Source organism: Paraperibacillus esterisolvens (genome assembly GCF_046237625.1).
GTDB lineage: Bacteria > Bacillota > Bacilli > Bacillales > DSM-1321 > Paraperibacillus > Paraperibacillus esterisolvens.
The window spans coordinates 3,152,665-3,173,193 of the sequence record NZ_CP143545.1 but is presented as its reverse complement, the minus strand read 5'-3'; the positions used below and the strand labels follow the sequence as shown (position 1 = coordinate 3,173,193).

The following is a 20,529-nucleotide window of genomic DNA, read 5'->3' as shown; positions in this document are numbered from 1 at the left end:
ATCCATTTTATTGTCATTTTGTAGCAGATATCCTGCCTGAATATCAGGATATATTATACTTTTTGCGCAAAGTTCAGCCAAATCTCAAGGGGGTATAACAAGTTTATGGCAGGAAATCGGGAGTTTGCCAATCGAAGGCTGCATTCGTTACTAGGGGTCATTCCGCTTGGTATCTTTATCATTCAGCACTTAGTGGTAAACCACTATGCAACAAATGGGGTTGAATCATTTAACAAAGCGGCAAATTTTATGGGAGGCCTACCATTTAGGATTTTCCTGGAAGTGTTCATTATTTTCCTTCCTCTAGCATACCATGCAATTTATGGAATTTATATAGCATTTACTGCTAAAAATAATGTTGGCCGTTACAGCTATTTCCGCAATTGGATGTTCATGCTTCAGCGCTTGACAGGCATCGTGACATTGATCTTCGTAACTTGGCATATCTGGGAAACTCGTATTGCTGCAGCAAGAGGTGCCGAAGTAAACTTCGAGATGATGACCAATATTCTTGACAATCCATTTATGGTTGCTTTCTATATTGCGGGTATTGTCTCCACGACATTCCACTTCGCAAATGGACTTTGGACATTCCTTGTAACATGGGGATTAACCATCTCACCTCGTGCTCAGAGAATCACAACCTATGTGACTATGGTGATTTTTGTGGCCCTTTCTTATGTAGGAATCAGTGCGATTCTTGCTTTCATTTAATAGAGTTAAAGATTGATAAGGACAGGGTTATTCAAAGCATCATTCATGCTTTGAAATTGAAAAGGAGTGACAGACTTGAGTAATGGAAAAATCATTGTAGTCGGCGGCGGTCTCGCCGGCTTGATGGCTACTATAAAAATTGCTGAACAAGGCTATAAAGCAGAACTCTTTTCAGTGGTTCCGGTTAAGCGTTCCCATTCAGTTTGTGCCCAGGGCGGCATAAACGGGGCAGTCAATACAAAGGGGGAAGGCGATTCTCCTTATATCCACTTCGATGATACCATCTATGGAGGGGACTTCCTTGCAAACCAGCCACCGGTAAAGGCGATGTGTGAAGCTGCTCCATCCATCATCCATATGTTCGACCGTATGGGTGTCATGTTCAATCGTACTCCGGAAGGACTGCTTGACTTCCGCCGCTTCGGCGGTACGCAGCATCACCGTACAGCCTTTGCCGGCGCGACGACCGGACAGCAGCTGCTGTATGCTCTTGATGAGCAGGTGCGCCGCTATGAAGTAGCCGGCCTTGTCACAAAATATGAGGGCTGGGAATTCCTTGGTGCAGTGATCGATGACGAAGGCATCTGCCGCGGCATCACCGGCCAGGATCTTAAGACGATGGAAATCAGGTCATTCTCTGCGGATGCTGTCATCATGGCAACCGGCGGACCTGGGATTATCTTTGGAAAATCCACTAACTCCATCATCAACACCGGATCAGCTGCTTCCATCGTATACCAGCAGGGAGCAATCTATTCAAATGGAGAATTTATCCAGATTCACCCTACAGCCCTTCCAGGCGACGATAAGCTCCGCTTGATGAGTGAATCTGCCCGCGGTGAAGGCGGACGGGTATGGACATATAAAGACGGCAAGCCATGGTACTTCCTTGAGGAAAAATATCCTGCCTATGGAAACCTGGTACCGCGTGATATCGCAACACGTGAAATCTTCGATGTCTGCGTGAATCAGAAGCTTGGTGTTAATGGCGAAAACATGGTATACCTTGATCTTTCGCATAAAGATGCAAAAGAGCTTGATATCAAGCTTGGCGGCATTATCGAAATCTATGAGAAATTCATGGGAGAAGATCCAAGGAAAGTGCCTATGAAAATCTTCCCGGCTGTCCACTACTCAATGGGCGGACTATGGGTCGATTATGATCAAATGACAAACATTCCAGGACTGTTTGCTGCCGGTGAATGTGATTACTCACAGCATGGTGCCAACAGGCTTGGTGCAAACTCCCTTTTGTCTGCCATCTATGGCGGCATGGTTGCAGGACCTAATGCATTGAAGTATGTGAAAGGACTTGCAAAGGGCTCTGATGATATTTCTTCAACTGTATTTGACAGCCATGTCAAACAGGAAGAAGAAAAATGGAGTTCAATCATGTCTATGAACGGAACAGAAAATGCGTATGTGATCCACAAGGAACTCGGCGAGTGGATGACTGACAATGTTACAGTAGTACGCTACAATGACAAGCTCCTTGAAACAGACGCTAAAATACAGGAGCTCCTGGAACGCTATAAAAATATCAATATCAATGATACAGCAAGATGGAGCAACCAGGGTGCATCCTTCACCCGCCAGCTGCAAAACATGCTTCAGCTTGCAAGGGTCATCACGCTTGGTGCCTATAACCGCAATGAAAGCCGCGGAGCCCACTTCAAGCCAGATTTCCCGGAACGAAATGATGACGAATTCATGAAAACGACCATGGCCAGATTTACAGATTCCAGCTCTGCTCCTGAACTTTATTATGAAGACATCGATGTGTCGCTCATTAAGCCAAGGAAAAGAGACTATTCAAAGAAAAAGGAGAGTTAAGGCATGGCTGAGAACAAAACAGTCCGTTTTATAATCACCCGCCAGGATCAAACTGAATCAGCCCCTTATCAGGAGGAATTCGAACTTCCTTATCGCCCGAATATGAACGTCATTTCTGCTTTAATGGAAATCCGGAGGAATCCGGTTAATGTAAAGGGAGAAAAAACGACTCCGATCACCTGGGATATGAACTGTCTCGAGGAAGTGTGCGGAGCCTGCTCCATGATCATTAACGGCAAGCCCCGCCAGTCCTGTACGGCGCTTGTCGACCAGCTTGAACAGCCGATCCGCCTTGAACCGATGAGGACATTCCCGGTTGTCCGTGACCTTCAGGTGGACAGAAGCAGGATGTTTGATTCATTGAAAAAAGTAAAAGCCTGGATTCCAATCGATGGAACTTACGATCTAGGCCCAGGGCCGCGCATGCCGGAAAGAAAGCGCCAATGGGCATATGAGCTTTCGAAATGTATGACGTGCGGCGTCTGCCTGGAAGCGTGTCCGAATGTGAACAGCAGTTCCGATTATATCGGTCCTGCTCCATTATCACAGGTAAGACTTTTCAATGCGCATCCTACTGGGGAAATGAATGCCCCGGAGCGCCTGAATGCCATTATGGGAGACGGCGGACTCGCTAGCTGCGGGATGTCACAGAACTGTGTGGAATCCTGCCCTAAGGGTATCCCGCTCACAACCTCCATCGCAGCGCTTAACAGAGACACAACTATCCAATCCTTCCGCAATTTCTTCGGAAGTGACCAGTAAGAAACAGAAGGTCCCCCGCTTAGCCGCGAGGGGGCTTTTTTTATTGGGATGGAAGGGATGCCGGGACTGTCATAAATAAGCTGTTTTCGGATATATTGTCCCGTTTAGACAAGAAAGTTGATTTCCGCTAAAATTGCGGCTTAATTATTCCTCACAAAGCATAAAAAAAGATTGATCATTCTGCTTCTAAAATCCTGTTTCATCCTGTAAAATGAATGAATACCCATTCATTTTTAGGAGGGAGAAAAGATGCCCCGTATTACGTATATTGATAACTTGGAGGAATGGAGCCGTTCTTTTCATTTTTCGCATGATGTTTCCATCCGATTTTCAGAAACCGATATGTTCGGCCATCTGAATAATACCGTTCCATTTACATATTTTGAAGAAGCGCGCATTGAATATCTCAAGGCGGCCGGCTTTATGAATAAATGGCTTGATCCGGATTTCGGCTTGATTCCGGTAGTCGCCGACCTCCAATGTGATTTCCTCACACAGGCTTATTTCGGGGAAAAACTAAGCATCCAGGTAAAGACACATTCTGTCGGAAAGGCTTCTGTGGACATCCATTACCGGGGAGCACGGGAAGATGGCACAACCGTATTTACCGGAAGGGGGGCTGTCGTACAGATATCCCGGCAGACGGGAAAGCCGTTTCCCTGGACAGAAGAGGACAGGCAGAAGCTTCGTGAAGAAGTGTTCAGCTTAAGGTAATTCCACTTTTTCGGGTTAATGTTCATCCAGCTTTCATAGATTAGATTAATTCATTTTTTTTAATGTCTTCTTCCTTATATCCAGTCACTTCCTATATACTCGGTACATAAGATATCTTGACTAAATATATACCCATTCCTAGGTGATAGCTGGTAAAGGCAAGGAGGGTTACCATACTTGAAGGAGAACGAATATACTCATAAGCCATTGCTCACCAAACGAGAAAGAGAAGTATTCGAGTTGTTAGTGCAGGATAAAACGACAAAAGAGATCGCAGGTGAGTTATTCATCAGTGAGAAAACGGTAAGAAACCATATTTCAAACGCAATGCAGAAGCTTGGCGTCAAGGGGCGGTCTCAAGCTGTAGTTGAGCTCTTGCGTATGGGTGAATTAAAGCTGTAGCTATACATCCCATCTGGCTGTCTGCCTCTTGGCTTGTCACTTATTGATACAGTTAGAAAAAGCAGTGAAGCAAGTTCCGCAGGAAAAGCTCCTGGCGGTCCAGGCTTTTCTGCTTATTTTTTTAATGATTTTTTCCTAAAAGATTGTTGTTTTTTTTATGAAGCTGCGGGGTGATTAAATTATTAAGCTAGTGGACTTCCGCTGCAGGAGCTAGACTCCTGAGCCCAGTTTCAAGCTGAAACCCTCGAGCCATAGGCCAAGCCGGCTATGGGAAGAAAGAGCACTTCCCATAGCTGGCTCGTCTTATGCAAGGCTTTCGGTATAAGTGCGACTAAGCTGCTGTCGCAGCAATCGCTCGCCAATCAGCAAATCTTCTTCGAATCTCACCCTGCCTTAATTTGGATAGTTTTAACTGAACATTGGCTATAAATAAGTCTTATTTAATTGGCAGGCACCGCTTTCCGCCTCTCACCGCCCGCCCCGCGCAGGTGGAGTGCCTGCAGCGGAAATCCACTTTCTCGTTCAACAGCCGCCAGGAATGTGAGGAGAGCCTGTTGAAAACGCAAATCCATTTAAATGCCTTGAAATTTAAGTCTTTTTGATTCACAATAATGGAATAGCAGAACAATAATTTTAAGGTCCCAGGATGGAGCTGTAGAAGATGAAGGTTGAAAAAGAAGCCAATCCGGCATTGGTGGTTGATATAGAAAAAGATCTAAGGTATATCTCCGCTATTATCAAGCAGAAGGGCAGGGATATTTTAAGCCATTATCCCATCACTCTTCCCCAGTTCTATGCGCTTCAATGGCTGCTTGAAGAAGGAGACATGACTATAGGAGATCTCTCAAATAAGTTATTCCTTGCCTGCAGCACAACGACTGACCTGGTTGACAGGATGGAAAAAAACCGGCTGGTCATGCGGGTCAAGGATACGAATGACCGCAGGGTGGTCAGGATTCATCTCCTTGAAGAAGGCAAGAAAATCATTGATGAAGTCATTATCAAGCGCCAGCAATACCTGCAAAACATATTTGAAAAGTTTACCGGACAGGAAGTTGAGCTCTTAAAAACAAGCTTAAGCAAATTACACCAAGAAATGAAGCATGAATGAGGCGAGTGCATTGAAACAAGCAATTGGAATCATCGATTCCGGTCTCGGCGGTTTGACCGTTGCCCGGGAAGTAATGAGACAGCTGCCGCATGAAAATATAATTTATCTGGGTGACACGGCTCGATGTCCATACGGGCCGCGGCCGATGGAAGAAGTGAAATTATTCACATGGCAGATGACAAGATTTCTGCTCAAGCGCAATATCAAGATGCTGATCATTGCCTGCAATACTGCAACCGCAGCTGTGCTGGATGAAATCAGAAATGAGCTTCCCATCCCTGTACTGGGTGTCATTTATCCCGGAGCGAGGGCAGCACTTAAGCTGACACGCAACCTGCATATCGGCGTGCTCGGCACAGTCGGGACTGTCAAGAGCGGGGCATATGAAACGGCACTGAAAAATATTAATCCACTTACTCGGGTGGAGAGCCTGGCCTGCCCCAAATTTGTATCCATCGTGGAGAGCGGCGCCTTCAAGAGCCCGATCGCTAAAAAGGTAGTCGCCGAGACGCTGCGGCCGCTAAAGTCAAAGAAGCTGGACACCCTTATCCTTGGGTGTACACATTATCCGCTCCTTGGACCGGTCATCAGCAGCTATATGGGAAAAGGCGTCGAGGTGATCTCCTCTGGCGAAGAGACAGCCAGCGAAGCAAGTGTGATCCTGCACTTCAATGGCCAGATGAATAAAAGCACCGAACCGCCGCATTACGAATTTTATACAACAGGATCCAAGGAAATTTTCCAGGACATTGCCTCAGAGTGGCTGGAGCGGGAAATAGAACATGTTGAAACTGTAAAACTAGAGTATTAGGCCTTTCCCTGGCATGCACGTCATGCTTTAAGGGACAGGCTTTTTTTGTTTTCCGTGCTTTTCTGCAGTCTGTCCAATATTTTTTTATAGCAGGGGTCTATTTTTTATGCGGGGCTCGTATAAATTGTAGTACAAACTGTCTTTGGAGGGATAAAAATGTCCAGGAAAACAAAAACGGCAATCGCATATACGGTTCTTGCTTCTACTATCATGCTCTCAGGCTGCGGGCTGTTCGGCGGGGAAGATAAGAAAATCGACGAACCGCAGGATCTGACTTACTTGAAAGATGCTTCCGAATTAAAAGAAAAAGACAAATCTAAAGAGGCTAAAGAAGCTAAAGAAGCAAAGGCAGATATAAAGACGGAGCTGTATCTGTTCGATAAAAATGGTTATGTAGTTCCCCAGACCCTGGTTCTCCCTGCTTCCGAAGGTGTAGCCAAACAGGCTCTTGAATACCTGGTGGAGGGTGGACCAGTCCAGGAGCTATTGCCCAACGGGTTCAGGGCAGTCCTCCCGGCCGATACCAAGATAGACCTGGATGTAAAGGATGGAGTGGCCACGGTCGACTTTTCAAAGGAATTCAAGGAATATAAGGCAGCTGACGAAAACAGGATCCTTCAGTCTATCACATGGACACTGACGCAATTCGACTCTATCAAGAAGGTTTCCCTCAAGCTGAATGGCAAAGAGCTTACTGAAATGCCAGTCAACCACACCCCTGTCACCAAGTATCTTACCAGGTCTGCAGGCATTAATATCGATACCTCGGGTGTTACTGATATCTTCAATTCCAAGCCTGTTACAGTCTATTATCTGGGCGGAGAAAAAGAGGATTATTACTATGTACCGGTGACAAAACGGATATCGGGAGCAAGCGGGGACGCGGTCACGGCTGCAGTCAATGAGCTCGTTAAAGGTCCTGCTTTCACATCCAAACTCCTGACTGACTTTGACCCTGAAATCGCCCTGCTGGAAGCCCCGAAGGTGGAAGAAGGAAAAGTCACCCTGAATTTCAATAAAGCGGTCCTTAGCAGCAAGAAGGATAATCAGGTCTCAAGCTACCTCCTTGATTCTCTCGTCCTATCGTTGACCGAGCAGAAGGACATCAAAAGCGTACAGATCATGGTGGATGGCAAGGAAAAGCTGACCACTGAGGAAGGGAAAGAAATCACCGCCCCTGTAACCAGGCCGGAAAAAGTCAATACGGGCAGTTTTTAAAATGGTTTTTTTGATATACTAAATAGGGAAAGAAAACAGGAGGCGGGCCATGTTCCGCCTCTTCATTTTATTGAACTGCATCTGCAATAAAACCAGGAGGTATCATCATTTTGAGAATAGATGGAAGGCGGAATAATGAATTACGCCCTGTACATATGGAATTAAATTATATCATCCACCCTGAGGGCTCCGTTTTGATCGAGGTGGGCGGGACTAAGGTTATCTGCTCTGCCACCGTGGAGGAGCGGGTCCCGCCATTCATGCGGAACCAGGGAAAAGGCTGGATTAACGCTGAATATTCCATGCTTCCGCGGGCAACCGAACAAAGGACAATCAGAGAATCTTCAAAAGGGAAGGTCACCGGCCGGACAATGGAAATCCAGAGGCTGATTGGCAGGGCCCTGCGCGCTGTCGTCAGGCTCGAGGAACTCGGCGAGCGCACCATCTGGATAGACTGTGATGTCATCCAGGCGGATGGCGGAACAAGAACTGCTTCCATCACCGGGGCATTTACAGCCATGGCGATAGCCATCCATAAAGTCCAGCAGGAGAAAAAGCTTGCCAAATTCCCGGTCAAAGACTTCCTGGCCGCAACAAGCGCCGGCATTATCGGCGATGGAAATGTTGTGTTAGACTTGAATTATAAAGAAGACTCACAGGCTTCTGTCGATATGAATGTCATCATGACCGGAAGCGGAGAGTTTGTCGAATTACAGGGAACCGGTGAAGAGGCAACCTTCACATACAGCCAGCTGCAGGAAATCCTTTCTGTCTCAAGCGAAGGCATTCAGCAGCTTATCCAGATCCAGAAGGAGGCCCTCGGAGAAATCGCCGGTAAAATTGGTAAAGGGTGAAGTTGTTTTGAAAACAGTTTTGATTGCAACGAAGAACAGGGGCAAAGCCAAGGAATTTGAAAGCCTGTTTGGCTCGAAAGGATATAAGGTCCTTACACTTCTCGATATTCCCGATGCACCGGATGTGGAGGAAACAGGCTCGACATTTGAGGAGAATGCTATCATTAAGGCAGAGGCCATTGCCCGGGAGGCCGGCCATTTTGTGGTAGCCGATGACTCTGGCCTGGAAGTGGATGCGCTTGACGGCCGTCCAGGGGTCTATTCCGCCAGATATGCAGGGGAAGAAAAGAATGATCTTGCAAATCTTGAGAAAGTGCTGGACGAGCTTCGGGAGGTTCCGGATGAGGAGCGGAATGCACGCTTCTGCTGCGCACTTGCACTCGCATCCCCGAACCGGGAAACCATCACGGTCTTCGGTACATGTGAAGGGAAAATTATCAGGGAACCCAGAGGAGAAAACGGGTTCGGGTATGATCCGATTTTTCTGGCTGATGAATACGGGAAAACGATGGCCGAGCTCTCGGCTTCAGAAAAGAATAAAATCAGCCACAGGGCTCATGCCCTCAAAAAGCTAGAAACGGTCCTCGACGAGTTCCTGGCAGGTGAAAAATGATGTTGAAGGCGCTCATTGTCAGTGACAGCCACGGCCTTTCAGACGAACTTCAAATGCTTAAGGGAAGGCATGCAGACAGTGACCTGTTCATCCACTGCGGCGATTCCGAGCTCGATCCAGGAGAGGCAGCGGCGGCAGGCTTCCTGATGGTCAAGGGGAACTGCGACTTCACTGAAGGATATCCAAACAGCATCACGAAAGAGCATGGAGGCTTCAAATTCTTCATCACACACGGCCATCTTTATAACGTGAAAATGACCGTGGACAGCCTGATCTATAAAGCAGAGGAAGAGGATGCAGGAATCATATGCTTCGGCCACTCGCACCTGGCCGGATCTGAAATGATCGAAGGCAGGCTCTATATTAACCCAGGCAGCATCCGCCTGCCCAAGGGCATCAAAGAAAAAACTTATGCCGTCCTCGAAGCCGGCACCACCACAGTGAAGGTACAATTCTACAATCTGGAAGGAAATCCACTGGAATTTCTAACTAACACTTATCAATTCGAGTAAAACTATGTATAATAAACCAGGGAGACCGCCCGTAAAAATCTCCCCGGTTTTTTTATTAAATACAGTTGACTTTTAAATGCTATGGCACTATAATAAAAAATGTCCTCAAGAAATGGGAAGAAAAATTACCCATAATGCTTAAGATGTCCCAGCAGTGTAAACGGTGTGCTTAGGCAGAGACAGAGGAAATAAGGCACCACAATACAAGCGCGCATGCCAAGCCGCAACTTGCACAGCTTTCTGAGGCAGGGGCGACGGTAACACACGTCAGACTCATAGCACCACCTATACTTTATATGTCCCAGTAGCTCAGCTGGATAGAGCACGGACGAGTAAGCCTCGGAAGGGACGCATCAGCGCACATGCCGAACCGCAACTTGCACAGCTTTCTGAGGCAGGGGCGACGGTAACACATGCAAGACTTATAGCACCACCTATACTTTATATGTCCCAGTAGCTCAGCTGGATAGAGCAACGGCCTTCTAAGCCGTCGGTCGGGAGTTCGAATCTCTCCTGGGACGCTACAGTATAAAAAAGCCTGTTATACTACGGTTTATCCGTTTTATATCAGGCTTTTTTATTTCGGTTTAACCGATAAAGTCCGTAAATTGTACGTAGGATAAAGGCACTCCTGAACGTTGGAAACAGTGAATTAAGTTTCACTATTAAATTCCAATTGTTTGGGGGTGCTTTTTTTATTGTGACAAGGCCGTTCATAATCAAGCGTGGAATGCCGTTAAAAGAACGGAAAGTGTCTAGTAAGCCAGATGATACCCAATGGATTATGTACTCTTTAGAAGAGGCGTTAGACATCTTTCTGAGGGCAAAGGTAGCTGAAGGAGTTAGGCAGAGAACTTTAAGTGATTACAGGCAGCATGTTAAATACCTAACGGATTTTCTCTCAGCGGCCGAGACTACATTTGATAATGTAAGCAATTTATCTGCCGCTACTATTAGACAGTACATCACTTATATGAAAACAAAAAAAGCTTATGCTGGTGATGATAAACGGGAAAGGTCCACCGGGCTATCTATAAACACAATTAATATCCGTTTACGCACTTTACGTACTATGTGTAAATTTTGGTTTGAAGAAGGGATTATCCCAGAAAACCCTATGAAAAATATTAAGCCTCTAAAACAAGATTCTGAAGAAGAGGTAAAAGGCTTTTCTGATAAGGAAGTTTCTCTGATTTTGAACTACTTTAAGGAAAGGAATTACGGGGAATGGCGTGATAAGATAATGGTTCTTTTATTGCTTGATACTGGCATGAGAATTACAGAAGCAGTTTCAATTAAGACTGCTAACGTCGACTTTAAAGAATCATCCGTATTTATTCCATCAGAAACCAATAAAAACAGAAAGGGGCGTCATGTTCCGGTAAGCAGAGAAGTAATGCGGGAATTAAGGAAGCTGCATGATGAATGTGTAGGCTACTTTGGAACCCATGAAACGCTGTTTATGAACTCCTATGGTGAACCATTAAATGCCAGTACTTTTCGCAGAAGGTTGCATAAAGTGGGCGTGGCACTAGGTATTCCTAAAGTCCATCCCCACCGGTTTAGGCACACCTTCATAAGGAATTATATTTTGAACGGGGGAGATTTGTTTACCTTACAGAAAATTGTGGACCATTCTAACATAACTACTACTAGAAAATATGTACAGATGGACGGGATGCATATTAAAGAACAGCATAATAAGTTTTCTCCGGTTAGGAAGTACATGAAAAGGCATATGTGACTGGGAGGTAATGAAATGACTTTTGATTTACCAGATATCAATAAAATGTCTACTATTGAAGCAATTCACTGGTATACAGCGAGGGTTGTGGAAGTGACTAGTGTCAAGAACAGAATTGCTGGTACCTTCTCCGAAGAATATAAAGCCGCACTGATGGTGTGGAAGAAAGAGTTGAATAATAGAGTAATAGCTGAAAAGCACTGCCGATAAAAAGAAAAAAGCCACGTGTTCGCAGCACGTGACCAAAACTGACTATAACTGAATAGGTAAACCCATTCTTGTTACCATGATTTTATCGAAAAAATTATGATTGTGCAAGGCTTGTTAAGCAATGCCTTTTTTAGAACGGATTTACCCTACGTGGATGCCAAATAACACGTAGTGAAAATAAACTTGATAAGGTTATGTCTTAGCCGCTGCAATAACTAAGACTAGGATACGCTAAACGGTCCCTATTCCGTTCTGTATCTGAAAAGTGAAAGCTACTATAGTGCTGACGTTAGGAAGGGTAGACGCTTAAGGGCGTGTAGGACGAGTCATAAGTAACTGTATCTTTTCTTAATTCTGCTAAAAAGCAGAAGGGGAATTAAATGTTGAAAAAGCCAAAGCTGTAAAGCGTGGAACAGTGAAACTGTGAGGGCTACTTGTAACAGTAGACTTGTTTGGAAGAAATTCCAGTAACAATAGGGGTGATACAAACGGATACCTTAGCCCGATACACCATGTTGTGCTAAATCACAGTTAACTACTACTTACATCGTCTTTTTTAAAAACTTTGTAGGTAGACACCAGTGTCCAGCCGTTTTCCTTTCCACTCAACCCATGATGGCTAAAGAAGTCCGTGTCAATATATCTTAGGAAGATTTATTAATAGATAGGAGAAAAATGATGGACGAAAATTTCGAGTCGAAAACAGAAGATTTGTTATCTCAGATTATTTTTGAGTTTGTTGAATTTACCGTAAAAGATACAGAACAATTTAATATATACCTGAAGAAATATGTGGAGAAGAAGAAGTTCCCTAAACCATTCTCAAAGTTAATTGAGGAAGAAATAAAAAATTTCTGGATTAGATGGGGAGATATGACTGTAAAGCAAGATTTGGAAGAATATATTTATATACACTTCTTATGGGAAAAGGATAAAGATGAATCCAGAGTGTTTTTTAGAAATGAGTTATTGAATTATCAATTTGGAAAAAGGGAAACTTGTCCAATTGAAGAATTGAAAGCCTATAAAAAAACATAAAAGGAATAATCTATTAGGGGGATGGCCGCTAATACTTAGCAGTCATCCTCCGAATTAAGGTTATACAAGCGGCTGAATTAGGCCAAGTTTTCTGTTACCAACTTTTCTTTCAACAAGCTTAAAAGTGGCCGGGGCTTCAAGCCCAATTATAAGTAGTGGTACACTTAACTGATTCATCATCGGCCTTAGGTGGTCTAAAAATTTCTCGAAAGTCCCAATGGCCCCATCGTAGTTCCCTGCTACCTTTAAACTTTGGGTTGCTGTAATAATAACACCCAATTTAGTCTGGATAGCTTTTTGAACATGATTTAACTCACTGGCAAGAACTGGTTTAAGTAAGTTCCAGGCGATTACAGTAGAGTGATTGAAGGCAACTTCAATGGATATGTTGTCTTTAGCCATATCTAAACGCCAGTAATCTCCTTTGATATCTTTATACTGGGGTTCTTGGAAGATAGGACTTTCTGTATTCCATCCGAATGCTTCAAAGTCTTCTTTTAGCAACCTATTAATGCTTGTAGATAAACTCTTATTCTTTTCACCAAAGAAGTTCTGATAACATTCTATAATTCGTTCATCTGACAAGTGGTACAAGATATGTTGTATCTCAGCCCAGGTTTCCCTATACTCAGGTTCATTTTCTAAAATAGTTAGGGCATTTCTATGCGAATGTATTTTGTAATCCAATTGTATCACCTCCCTTCAAAGGGAAATTTTAAGGGGCTATTCCAGTATTATATACTTAAATTATACATTTATTTATATTATAATAGAATACATGTTCCGAAGAGGAAAGGAAGTACACAACTATGATTGATGTAGTAGAATTGTTTGCCGGAGTAGGCGGATTTAGATTAGGCCTAGAAAGAACGGAAGGTTTTAAAGTAGTTTGGGGTAACCAGTGGGAACCGTCCAAAAAAGTTCAACATGCATTTGAATGTTATTCTAATAACTTTAAAAATAGAGGAATACACTCTAATGAAGATATAGCTGTGGCAAAAGAATCAGTACCTAAGCATGACTTACTAGTAGGAGGATTCCCATGTCAGGATTACTCAGTCGCAAGGTCATTATCTGGGGAATCAGGCATTGAAGGCAAAAAGGGTGTCTTGTTTTGGGAAATTATGTCTATAGTTAAGAAAAGAAAACCTACTTTTGTGCTGTTGGAGAATGTGGATAGACTATTAAAAACTCCCGCAAAACAACGAGGAAGAGATTTTGGAATTATGCTAGCCAGTTTTAGAGATGCTGGATACTGCGTTGAATGGAGAGTTATTAACGCTGCGGATTACGGATTTGCACAAAAGAGAAGGCGGATATTTATTTTCGCTTATCGTGACAATACTTATTTGGCTAATAAGCTTGAAAACCATTCACATCAAGAAATAATACATTACTCAGGTTTCTTTGTCTCTCAATTTCCGATTGATGGCACTTCTCTAAAACATAGTGCTTCGCAAGATGAATTACCCAAAGATATATTAGAAGTATCAAAAAACTTCAGTGCTACCTTTAGAAACTCAGGTGTCATGAGAAATGGAATATATTACACTGAAGAGGTAATTCCACAAAAAGTGCCGGCTAAGACACTTGGCCAAATCCTTATGGAAGCAAGGGAACATGGTCCGGTGGATGAACGGTACTATCTTAATGAAAACGAAGTAGGTAAGAATGGCAAGACAACACTGGAAATGTTTACTTACATGAAAAATGCGAAAAAAGAAAAACGAACATCAGCTGATGGCCATGTATATACATACGCTGAAGGCGGGATGAGTTTTCCAGATGAATTAGACGTCCCTGCACGTACTATGCTTACAAGTGAGGGAACCAAAAATAGAAGTACCCATGTGGTGAGAGACCCGGATACAGGCAGGTTAAGAATCTTAACACCTATAGAGTGTGAATTACTAAACGATTTTCCTGCTAATTGGACTCAAGGAATGCCAGATAAGGCCCGATACTTCTGTATGGGAAACGCCTTGGTAGTTGGGTTGATTGAAAAGATGGGAAAAAAAATTAATGAATTGTACTCTTACGAAGCAACTACTGTTGAACAAAAATATATTGATAGAATCAAAGTCTTAGAAGAAAAAATACTTATGCAGGCTGAAGAAATAGAGACTTTGAAAAAGAATTCATTTATTTCCGAATCCGACCGGCTGGAAGCTGGGGCAGAGATTAAAGTCTTACCAAAGAATAAAAGAGAAGAGAAGGTAAACCCAAAAGTTCCCGTTGGTTTTACTCGTAAGATTAAAACGAAGACATCCAGGAGAAGTTATAGGAAAGTCAGACCAAAAGGAAAGAAAAATGGGGCTGCAGTTTCTATGTACTCACCACAAAGGTTTAGAAGAGGTAGACTGAACAGCCTGGACTTAAAAGTAGTTTCAGAAGGAACAAAAATAACATATGAAATGCTTTCGGTTTAACTGAAGACTTTCCACTGCATCCCGTATTTTATGGGGTGCTTTTTCTTTTTTCTTAAGGGGAAGTGCTTATTTGAAGTCTAATCCAATAAGCCAGATAGGAACTTTTATTATATTTTTTAGTTCTTCAATAGTCTTTAGAGATAATGCATAGTTAACGGTGCCTGAACTAATACATTCAGCGAGGTTACCAGTGGCCGTTATGTATATGAATACGTCTATGTCCACGAATTGTTCAATGTTAATAGCTTTTATCAGGTCATAAGACAGCAAAGCCCAGTTTCCAAATTGAATCTCCCCAAGGATAATAGGGTGATTTTTTTTGTTTACCATATCATTTCCTTCAAGGGAAGGATTGGGTAAGGAGAGACTTGTTGCTAAGATATTCCACGAAGAACGTTCTTTTAATACGGCATCCCATCTAGCTAAGCCTTGATAGATTGAACGTCTGCCAAAACAGAGATTTCGAAAGTTAATTAAATTAAAAGTATCATCATATAGGGCGAAATCAAATCCCTTTTTCCTACCCTTATCTTCTAGATTATAAAATACACCCTCTTCAAACGTAACTTCATACTTCAAACCAGGAAATGTGGATTTCAACTTTTCTCGCATTGATGTGTTTAGTGGTGTTGCAGACAGTCGCTTGCTGTATTTAGGTACACCTCTAGACATAACCATATCATATGATAGTTTCAAGTTTGAAAATCTAGCATTAAGTGAATTGGTTATTTGAGATTTAATATGGGGATTAGCATTTAGAAATATATCTGCATTTCTGTAAGATGTTTCTTCAGCTATATGAAGCTTAACAGAAGTGCCCTTTTTCCAATTAACTGCCTTTGCTAAGGTTGAAATTGTTGTCACTTTGCAACACCTTTCTATGAGTTGTCCTGGGCGAATACATTATATCATTGAGAAAATAATATGTTGATAAAGATTTAATAATTCTTTATTATTTTGGTATATATTACTGTTTTTTCAAAGAATGGAAACTGAATGGGGAGGTAACAATGAGAGTTTTTTTAAGTTGGTCAGGTAGCCTTAGCCACAATGTAGCACTTGCTTTAAGAGGGTGGCTTCCACTGGTAATACAATCAGTTTCAGCTTATGTATCATCTGCTGATATAAATAAAGGTACTAGGTGGGGTAGCGATATTGCAAAGGAACTTGAAACATGTTCTTATGGAATTATCTGTATTACAAAAGAAAATCAAGATGCCCCTTGGGTGAATTTTGAAGCTGGGGCAATTTCTAAATCAGTTAACGATAGCTTTGTATCTCCTTTTTTATTGGATTTGAAAAAATCTGAAGTGCAGGGTCCATTGAGACAATTTCAATCCACTACTTATGAAAAGGAAGAAGTTAGGCAATTAATGCATAGTATTAATATAGCATGTGGTGAAAATGCATTAGAAGAGACTAGACTAAATTCCATTTTTGACATGGCCTGGGAGTCCCTTAAGGGAGATTTAGATAAAATCATTAAAGAATACTATGAAACCAAGAAAGGGGAAGTTGAGGACAAAGCAACGGAATCAGAAAAAGATAATTATCCTGTTGAAGTATTTGAGGAAGTGTTGGATTTGTCGCGGTCACAATACCGCTTATTAAATTCTCCTGGGGATTTAATACCACCAGAGTATTTTAGAGAACAGCTAAAACAGGCAATGTCCTATTTAACCCCTTTAATCTCTTCCACAAGGGAAATAGATGAAATGAGTGTTAACTTAAACAGAATCCGAAGAAGTATGAGAAATGTAGAAATTCAATACAGAAGAATTTTGGACAATCTTAATTCTGGGGATGCCGACAATAGCGAAATATCTGAACACATCGAATTAATTCATAATAAGTATTTAGGTGAATTAATGATTCTAGTTGAAAAAAATGAACTTTTTATTTCTGAAATCTCAGACGGAGTTAACAAGAAGAAAATGGAAATGGTGCCCGACTTTTCTCCTGCTAGAGACAGGAACCAAAGAAATAGGGGGGCATGGTATGTTAAGAAGTCATAACTCATAACTCAAAACCCTTGGGGAGGCCATTTATCCTGGTATCTCCCCTTTTAATATGTTCTTCTTTGCATCTAAAATAAAATCATATATGGAATTAATTGTTTCATCAAAATTGTTTTTCTTTAGTTGGTGTTCCCATACTCTTAAGACATTCCAGCCATTTTCTTTATAATAAGTAGTTACTGCCAAATCCCTTTCTACATTTCTTTCAAGTTTCTTCTTCCAAAAGTCCACATTTTGCTTAGGCTTATTACCATGAATCTCACAGGCGTGCCAGAAGCATGAGTCAATAAAAATAACTACTTTATATTTTTTAATAGCTATATCTGGTGTTCCATATAGTCCTTTAACATTTTTTCGAAATCTTATCCCTTTGGCCCACAAAGCTTTATTAACCTTATCCTCTAGTTTTGTCCCTTTTCCTCGAATAGACCCCATTATTTTGCTTCTCTGTTCAGTAGTTATAAGTTTTTCCCGCATAACTTAATCCTCCTTTAAACTGTACTGTACATTACCCAATATTTTAAGTGATAATAACATTAGGTCTTTGGATAAGACGGTTCCTTTAGGTATAATACCTAAATAAAATACGGAGGGTTCTTTAATGGCTGAGGAAAATTCAATTCAATTAGTAACAAATTTAGTTAGAAATGCAGCAGTCCTGGACAATAAAATTGATGAACTTCTTAACCCTTATAAAGATTATACAGATACCTTGGGTGACATTGTACTCCCTCTAAAGATTACAATTTCAACATTAAATATAGCCCGGCTGCGAAAGTTTAAATCCTTTTTAAAAGGGTTTGCAAATATGGTGGATAGTGACAATGTGAATGAACAATATATTAGAAAAATAGAAAATTACCTAAGTAAGGAAATGAATTTAGACTTTATAGCTGAAACTGTTGACTCAGCAATTGAAGCTAAATCGACGAAGTGTTCGGCAATACTAGGTTATTTTGCTGGAACAATTTTACTAGGCCTGGACGATATTCAATACAAAGACACAACTATTGTGAATGCTTTAAAGATAATGAATAATATTGATATAAGTCATTTCTTTAAAATCTACAAAAAATTTTATAATCCTCAAGTAGTAAAGCGGAGTTTTAGAGTAAGTATGGATGAACAATTCTCTGACTTAGGAATAGATACATTTGAACTCGAAAGCACAATAGAAAAATTAAAGGCTGTTCAAGTTTTGGGATATGATTCTGGTGGCCTGGGTAATGTTGGAAACGCCTGGGGGGCTTTTAGATTTAACGATAATTCAACTTACCTTTCAGAAATTATAAGTAAATCCAAAATGATGGAAATATTATGAGTAAAATCCGCCGAATACATGCGTGAATATCACTTATTACCTTATTGGAAAAATTAGATAGGTATAGTAAAATCTAACATAGTGTTTAATTAATGATTTTATTATAGAAGGTGAATAATCATGAGTGAATTTAAACTTCCTATTGCACTCCTCTTATTATCTTTTTTTCTTAAACTATACATAAATAGGGAAGTTAACAAGCCATCTGTTTTATCTGCAATAGCCGAGTTACCTGTGGATGTGATGTTTGCAAGTATGGCATTTATCATTTCTTATTCAATTAAGTTTTCAAATGCTGTGGCAGCAACAGCACAAAGTACCAGCAACCTAGCTGAAAAAATGGATTTGAACGCGAGTTATATTACGTTGTTTATTTATATTATAATAACAACTTTTGTTATCGCATTTTGGAGAACCTCCAGTAAAAAAATGGATAGTCAAAAATGGATTCAATTTACTATTTTTTTAGGAATAAATTACGGAATATGTCTTTGGGCTTTAGTATATGCATATTCTAAGTTATATGAGGTGATGTGACATGGAAATAAAGGATATGCTATTTTTTGTAGCCACTACAACTACAATAATATTGTCTATTGTAACAATAGTTATCTTGTTTATTACTTATAACAATAAGAGAAGAATAGAAAATGAGAGACAGCAAATGCAATATAGTGAAATGAGAAATTATTATGAATCTCAAATGTATGAAATAAATAAGAAGCTTGCTGCAGACCCGCTTAGATGGGCTGACTCAAATCACCTTGTACTAAGTGGGAACGAAACTTCTATAAATTCTTCTAATATCAATGCAAACACTACGCTGACATCAAACTTTTTACTTAACCATGGTTTATCTAAAGATGATTTAATAGTTGATAAAAAAAGTGTATTCGTACTAACGTCATTTATCGAGGCGGAAATGACAGTATATAAAGAATTAAAATCAATCTGTGAAAGTGTAGGATTAAAGTGTTCACGAAGTGATGAGGAATATATATCAGGAGACATATTGCCGCATATTCTTCGGAGAATATCTCAAGCTAGGTTAATTATTGCTAATTTAGATGGCCGGAATCCAAATGTATATTACGAATTAGGAATAGCACATGCTTTGGATAAACCCACTATTTTAATATCAAAGTCTGATAATAATATTCCGTTTGATTTAAGTTCAAAAAATATTATTATTTATGAAAACTATTCAACTCTTAGAAAAAAATTAACAACAGAATTAACTCGTACTATAATTAACCATTGAATAATAAACCTCTTGCAACAAATCACCTTAAAAACTTAGAAATGAACCTCCAAAAAATAATAAAAATTTTGTTGGAAGGCTATTTCCATAAAAACCCCCCCCCTATCCCCCAGGTGGGGGGAGGGGATAATCGTATAAAATTGAGTTACAAAATAAGGGCATAAAAAAGTTTTCAGGGGCTATACCGCAGTAAAACTCCAGTTATTCAATAAATGTTGCTTTCTCTCTCGCCTTAGCATAAAGAGTAGACCTCGGAATTCCAGTTGCCTTTACAATATCATTAACACTTAGCCCGTTAGTTTCCCTTTGTTGATACATCAACAAGGCCTTTTTAATCATCTTTTCCTCCTTTCCTTTACGTCCCATATGCTTACCTTGGGCTTTAGCCTTTTCTCGACCTTCTGAAGTTCTCTCCTTAATCAAATCACGTTCAAATTCTGCAATAGCACCAATCATTGTAAACATTAGCTTTCCGGCTGGCGTTGTAAAGTCAATCTGTTCCTTAATAAATACAAGTCCGATACCCCTATTAGAAAGTTCTCGTGCTATTTTATGTAAATCAAAAGTGGAACGTGCTAGCCTATCAATTTTATATACAACTAGCTTGTCACCTTCTCTTAAGTAATCCAATGCTGCAGCCAGTTGTTCTCTATCAGACTTAAACCCACTTTGCTTTTCTTGAAAAATACGTTCACAGCCATAACCTTGCAGCTTCTCCAGTTGCAAGGTTAAGTCTTGCCCAGGAGATGAAACCCGGGCATACCCGACTAATTTATTCATATTTTTATTACCCCTTGTCTAAAAGTCTAATATCTTCTGTACACTTTATTTTAGACTAACTTTTAGACTGAAACAAGGCCTTAATATGTATATATTTAATCTGTTTTGACGTGTGTCCAAAACTTACAACTTCTGTACAACCTTTAACCTTGATAAATAGAGATTACTAACGCTAATAAGGCAG

General features: G+C 41.0%; 22 protein-coding genes, 1 tRNA gene and 1 pseudogene. 20 read left to right on the top strand and 4 right to left on the bottom strand.

What is annotated here, in order from left to right:
• The first annotated feature begins 105 nt into the window (after positions 1–105).
• The 15 genes from V1501_RS16075 (at position 106) to V1501_RS16005 (ending at position 12,536) form a co-directional block, all read left to right on the top strand.
• Positions 106–714 carry a succinate dehydrogenase cytochrome b558 subunit gene (locus V1501_RS16075; protein ID WP_409289671.1) on the top strand — a complete coding sequence of 203 codons (609 nt, stop codon included), beginning with the start codon at positions 106–108 and terminating at the stop codon, positions 712–714.
• 75 nt (positions 715–789) lie between these two features.
• Positions 790–2,547, top strand: a complete 1,758-nt coding sequence (sdhA, locus tag V1501_RS16070) for a succinate dehydrogenase flavoprotein subunit (protein ID WP_409289669.1) — start codon at positions 790–792, stop codon at positions 2,545–2,547.
• Between the two features lie 3 nt (positions 2,548–2,550).
• On the top strand, positions 2,551–3,309 hold the full coding sequence (gene sdhB, locus V1501_RS16065; protein WP_409289667.1) for a succinate dehydrogenase iron-sulfur subunit: 759 nt from the start codon (positions 2,551–2,553) through the stop codon (positions 3,307–3,309).
• Between the two features lie 249 nt (positions 3,310–3,558).
• Positions 3,559–4,023, top strand: coding sequence for an acyl-CoA thioesterase (locus V1501_RS16060; protein ID WP_409289665.1), 465 nt, complete (start codon positions 3,559–3,561; stop codon positions 4,021–4,023).
• A gap of 177 nt (positions 4,024–4,200) precedes the next feature.
• Complete coding sequence (locus tag V1501_RS16055; protein ID WP_026693730.1) at positions 4,201–4,425, top strand: helix-turn-helix domain-containing protein; 225 nt, start codon at positions 4,201–4,203, stop codon at positions 4,423–4,425.
• A 661-nt stretch (positions 4,426–5,086) separates the two neighbouring features.
• Positions 5,087–5,536 (top strand): MarR family winged helix-turn-helix transcriptional regulator, encoded by a 450-nt coding sequence (locus V1501_RS16050; protein ID WP_409289663.1) that lies wholly within the window; start codon positions 5,087–5,089, stop codon positions 5,534–5,536.
• Positions 5,537–5,546: 10 nt separating this feature from the next.
• On the top strand, positions 5,547–6,347 hold the full coding sequence (gene racE / locus V1501_RS16045) for a glutamate racemase (RefSeq protein ID WP_409289662.1): 801 nt from the start codon (positions 5,547–5,549) through the stop codon (positions 6,345–6,347).
• A gap of 156 nt (positions 6,348–6,503) precedes the next feature.
• Positions 6,504–7,565, top strand: coding sequence for a GerMN domain-containing protein (locus V1501_RS16040; protein ID WP_409289661.1), 1,062 nt, complete (start codon positions 6,504–6,506; stop codon positions 7,563–7,565).
• Positions 7,566–7,675: 110 nt separating this feature from the next.
• Positions 7,676–8,419 (top strand): ribonuclease PH, encoded by a 744-nt coding sequence (rph, locus tag V1501_RS16035; protein WP_409289659.1) that lies wholly within the window; start codon positions 7,676–7,678, stop codon positions 8,417–8,419.
• 7 nt (positions 8,420–8,426) lie between these two features.
• Positions 8,427–9,032, top strand: coding sequence for an XTP/dITP diphosphatase (locus V1501_RS16030; RefSeq protein ID WP_409289657.1), 606 nt, complete (start codon positions 8,427–8,429; stop codon positions 9,030–9,032).
• A 2-nt stretch (positions 9,033–9,034) separates the two neighbouring features.
• Complete coding sequence (locus V1501_RS16025) at positions 9,035–9,544, top strand: metallophosphoesterase (RefSeq protein WP_409293409.1); 510 nt, start codon at positions 9,035–9,037, stop codon at positions 9,542–9,544.
• 447 nt (positions 9,545–9,991) lie between these two features.
• A tRNA-Arg gene (locus tag V1501_RS16020) sits at positions 9,992–10,065 on the top strand.
• A gap of 179 nt (positions 10,066–10,244) precedes the next feature.
• On the top strand, positions 10,245–11,288 hold the full coding sequence (locus V1501_RS16015; protein WP_409289656.1) for a tyrosine-type recombinase/integrase: 1,044 nt from the start codon (positions 10,245–10,247) through the stop codon (positions 11,286–11,288).
• Between the two features lie 15 nt (positions 11,289–11,303).
• Complete coding sequence (locus V1501_RS16010) at positions 11,304–11,498, top strand: hypothetical protein (RefSeq protein WP_409289654.1); 195 nt, start codon at positions 11,304–11,306, stop codon at positions 11,496–11,498.
• A gap of 675 nt (positions 11,499–12,173) precedes the next feature.
• Positions 12,174–12,536, top strand: a complete 363-nt coding sequence (locus tag V1501_RS16005; protein WP_409289653.1) for a hypothetical protein — start codon at positions 12,174–12,176, stop codon at positions 12,534–12,536.
• Between the two features lie 60 nt (positions 12,537–12,596).
• Here the strand turns inward: V1501_RS16005 and V1501_RS16000 are convergent, their stop codons facing one another.
• Positions 12,597–13,232: a BglII/BstYI family type II restriction endonuclease gene (locus tag V1501_RS16000; RefSeq protein ID WP_409289651.1), complete on the bottom strand. Its 636-nt coding sequence runs from the start codon at positions 13,230–13,232 to the stop codon at positions 12,597–12,599.
• Positions 13,233–13,345: 113 nt separating this feature from the next.
• On the opposite strand from V1501_RS16000, the pseudogene dcm reads away from it, so the two are divergent.
• Positions 13,346–14,578 (top strand): annotated as a pseudogene (gene dcm, locus V1501_RS15995) (DNA (cytosine-5-)-methyltransferase); the annotation flags it as partial.
• Positions 14,579–15,031: 453 nt separating this feature from the next.
• Here dcm and V1501_RS15990 read toward each other — a convergent pair.
• A complete protein-coding gene (locus V1501_RS15990; RefSeq protein WP_409289649.1) occupies positions 15,032–15,829 on the bottom strand; it encodes a BglII/BstYI family type II restriction endonuclease in 798 nt (265 codons plus the stop codon).
• A 146-nt stretch (positions 15,830–15,975) separates the two neighbouring features.
• Between V1501_RS15990 and V1501_RS15985 the strand changes: the two genes are divergently transcribed.
• Entirely contained in the window at positions 15,976–16,980 is a 1,005-nt protein-coding gene (locus V1501_RS15985; RefSeq protein WP_409289647.1) for a TIR domain-containing protein, read from the top strand.
• A gap of 30 nt (positions 16,981–17,010) precedes the next feature.
• On the opposite strand, the gene V1501_RS15980 is transcribed toward V1501_RS15985, so the two are convergent.
• Positions 17,011–17,460, bottom strand: coding sequence for a very short patch repair endonuclease (locus V1501_RS15980; RefSeq protein WP_409289646.1), 450 nt, complete (start codon positions 17,458–17,460; stop codon positions 17,011–17,013).
• 124 nt (positions 17,461–17,584) lie between these two features.
• On the opposite strand from V1501_RS15980, the gene V1501_RS15975 reads away from it, so the two are divergent.
• The 3 genes from V1501_RS15975 (at position 17,585) to V1501_RS15965 (ending at position 19,565) form a co-directional block, all read left to right on the top strand.
• Entirely contained in the window at positions 17,585–18,304 is a 720-nt protein-coding gene (locus V1501_RS15975; protein ID WP_409289644.1) for a hypothetical protein, read from the top strand.
• Positions 18,305–18,424: 120 nt separating this feature from the next.
• Positions 18,425–18,841, top strand: a complete 417-nt coding sequence (locus V1501_RS15970) for a hypothetical protein (RefSeq protein ID WP_409289643.1) — start codon at positions 18,425–18,427, stop codon at positions 18,839–18,841.
• A 1-nt stretch (position 18,842) separates the two neighbouring features.
• Positions 18,843–19,565 (top strand): hypothetical protein, encoded by a 723-nt coding sequence (locus tag V1501_RS15965; protein ID WP_409289641.1) that lies wholly within the window; start codon positions 18,843–18,845, stop codon positions 19,563–19,565.
• 201 nt (positions 19,566–19,766) lie between these two features.
• Here the strand turns inward: V1501_RS15965 and V1501_RS15960 are convergent, their stop codons facing one another.
• Positions 19,767–20,345 (bottom strand): recombinase family protein, encoded by a 579-nt coding sequence (locus V1501_RS15960; RefSeq protein WP_409289639.1) that lies wholly within the window; start codon positions 20,343–20,345, stop codon positions 19,767–19,769.
• Positions 20,346–20,529 lie beyond the last annotated feature (184 nt).

Bases quoted from the DNA above. Each gene is read 5' to 3' on its own strand.
- V1501_RS16010 (WP_409289654.1), top strand. From the start codon at position 11,304: ATGACTTTTGATTTACCAGATATCAATAAAATGTCTACTATTGAAGCA.
- V1501_RS15980 (WP_409289646.1), bottom strand. From the start codon at position 17,460: ATGCGGGAAAAACTTATAACTACTGAACAGAGAAGCAAAATAATGGGG.
- V1501_RS16050 (WP_409289663.1), top strand. From the start codon at position 5,087: ATGAAGGTTGAAAAAGAAGCCAATCCGGCATTGGTGGTTGATATAGAA.
- V1501_RS15965 (WP_409289641.1), top strand. From the start codon at position 18,843: ATGGAAATAAAGGATATGCTATTTTTTGTAGCCACTACAACTACAATA.
- V1501_RS15975 (WP_409289644.1), top strand. From the start codon at position 17,585: ATGGCTGAGGAAAATTCAATTCAATTAGTAACAAATTTAGTTAGAAAT.
- sdhB (WP_409289667.1), top strand. From the start codon at position 2,551: ATGGCTGAGAACAAAACAGTCCGTTTTATAATCACCCGCCAGGATCAA.
- V1501_RS15970 (WP_409289643.1), top strand. From the start codon at position 18,425: ATGAGTGAATTTAAACTTCCTATTGCACTCCTCTTATTATCTTTTTTT.
- V1501_RS16040 (WP_409289661.1), top strand. From the start codon at position 6,504: ATGTCCAGGAAAACAAAAACGGCAATCGCATATACGGTTCTTGCTTCT.
- V1501_RS16060 (WP_409289665.1), top strand. From the start codon at position 3,559: ATGCCCCGTATTACGTATATTGATAACTTGGAGGAATGGAGCCGTTCT.
- V1501_RS15985 (WP_409289647.1), top strand. From the start codon at position 15,976: ATGAGAGTTTTTTTAAGTTGGTCAGGTAGCCTTAGCCACAATGTAGCA.
- V1501_RS15960 (WP_409289639.1), bottom strand. From the start codon at position 20,345: ATGAATAAATTAGTCGGGTATGCCCGGGTTTCATCTCCTGGGCAAGAC.
- V1501_RS16005 (WP_409289653.1), top strand. From the start codon at position 12,174: ATGATGGACGAAAATTTCGAGTCGAAAACAGAAGATTTGTTATCTCAG.
- V1501_RS16075 (WP_409289671.1), top strand. From the start codon at position 106: ATGGCAGGAAATCGGGAGTTTGCCAATCGAAGGCTGCATTCGTTACTA.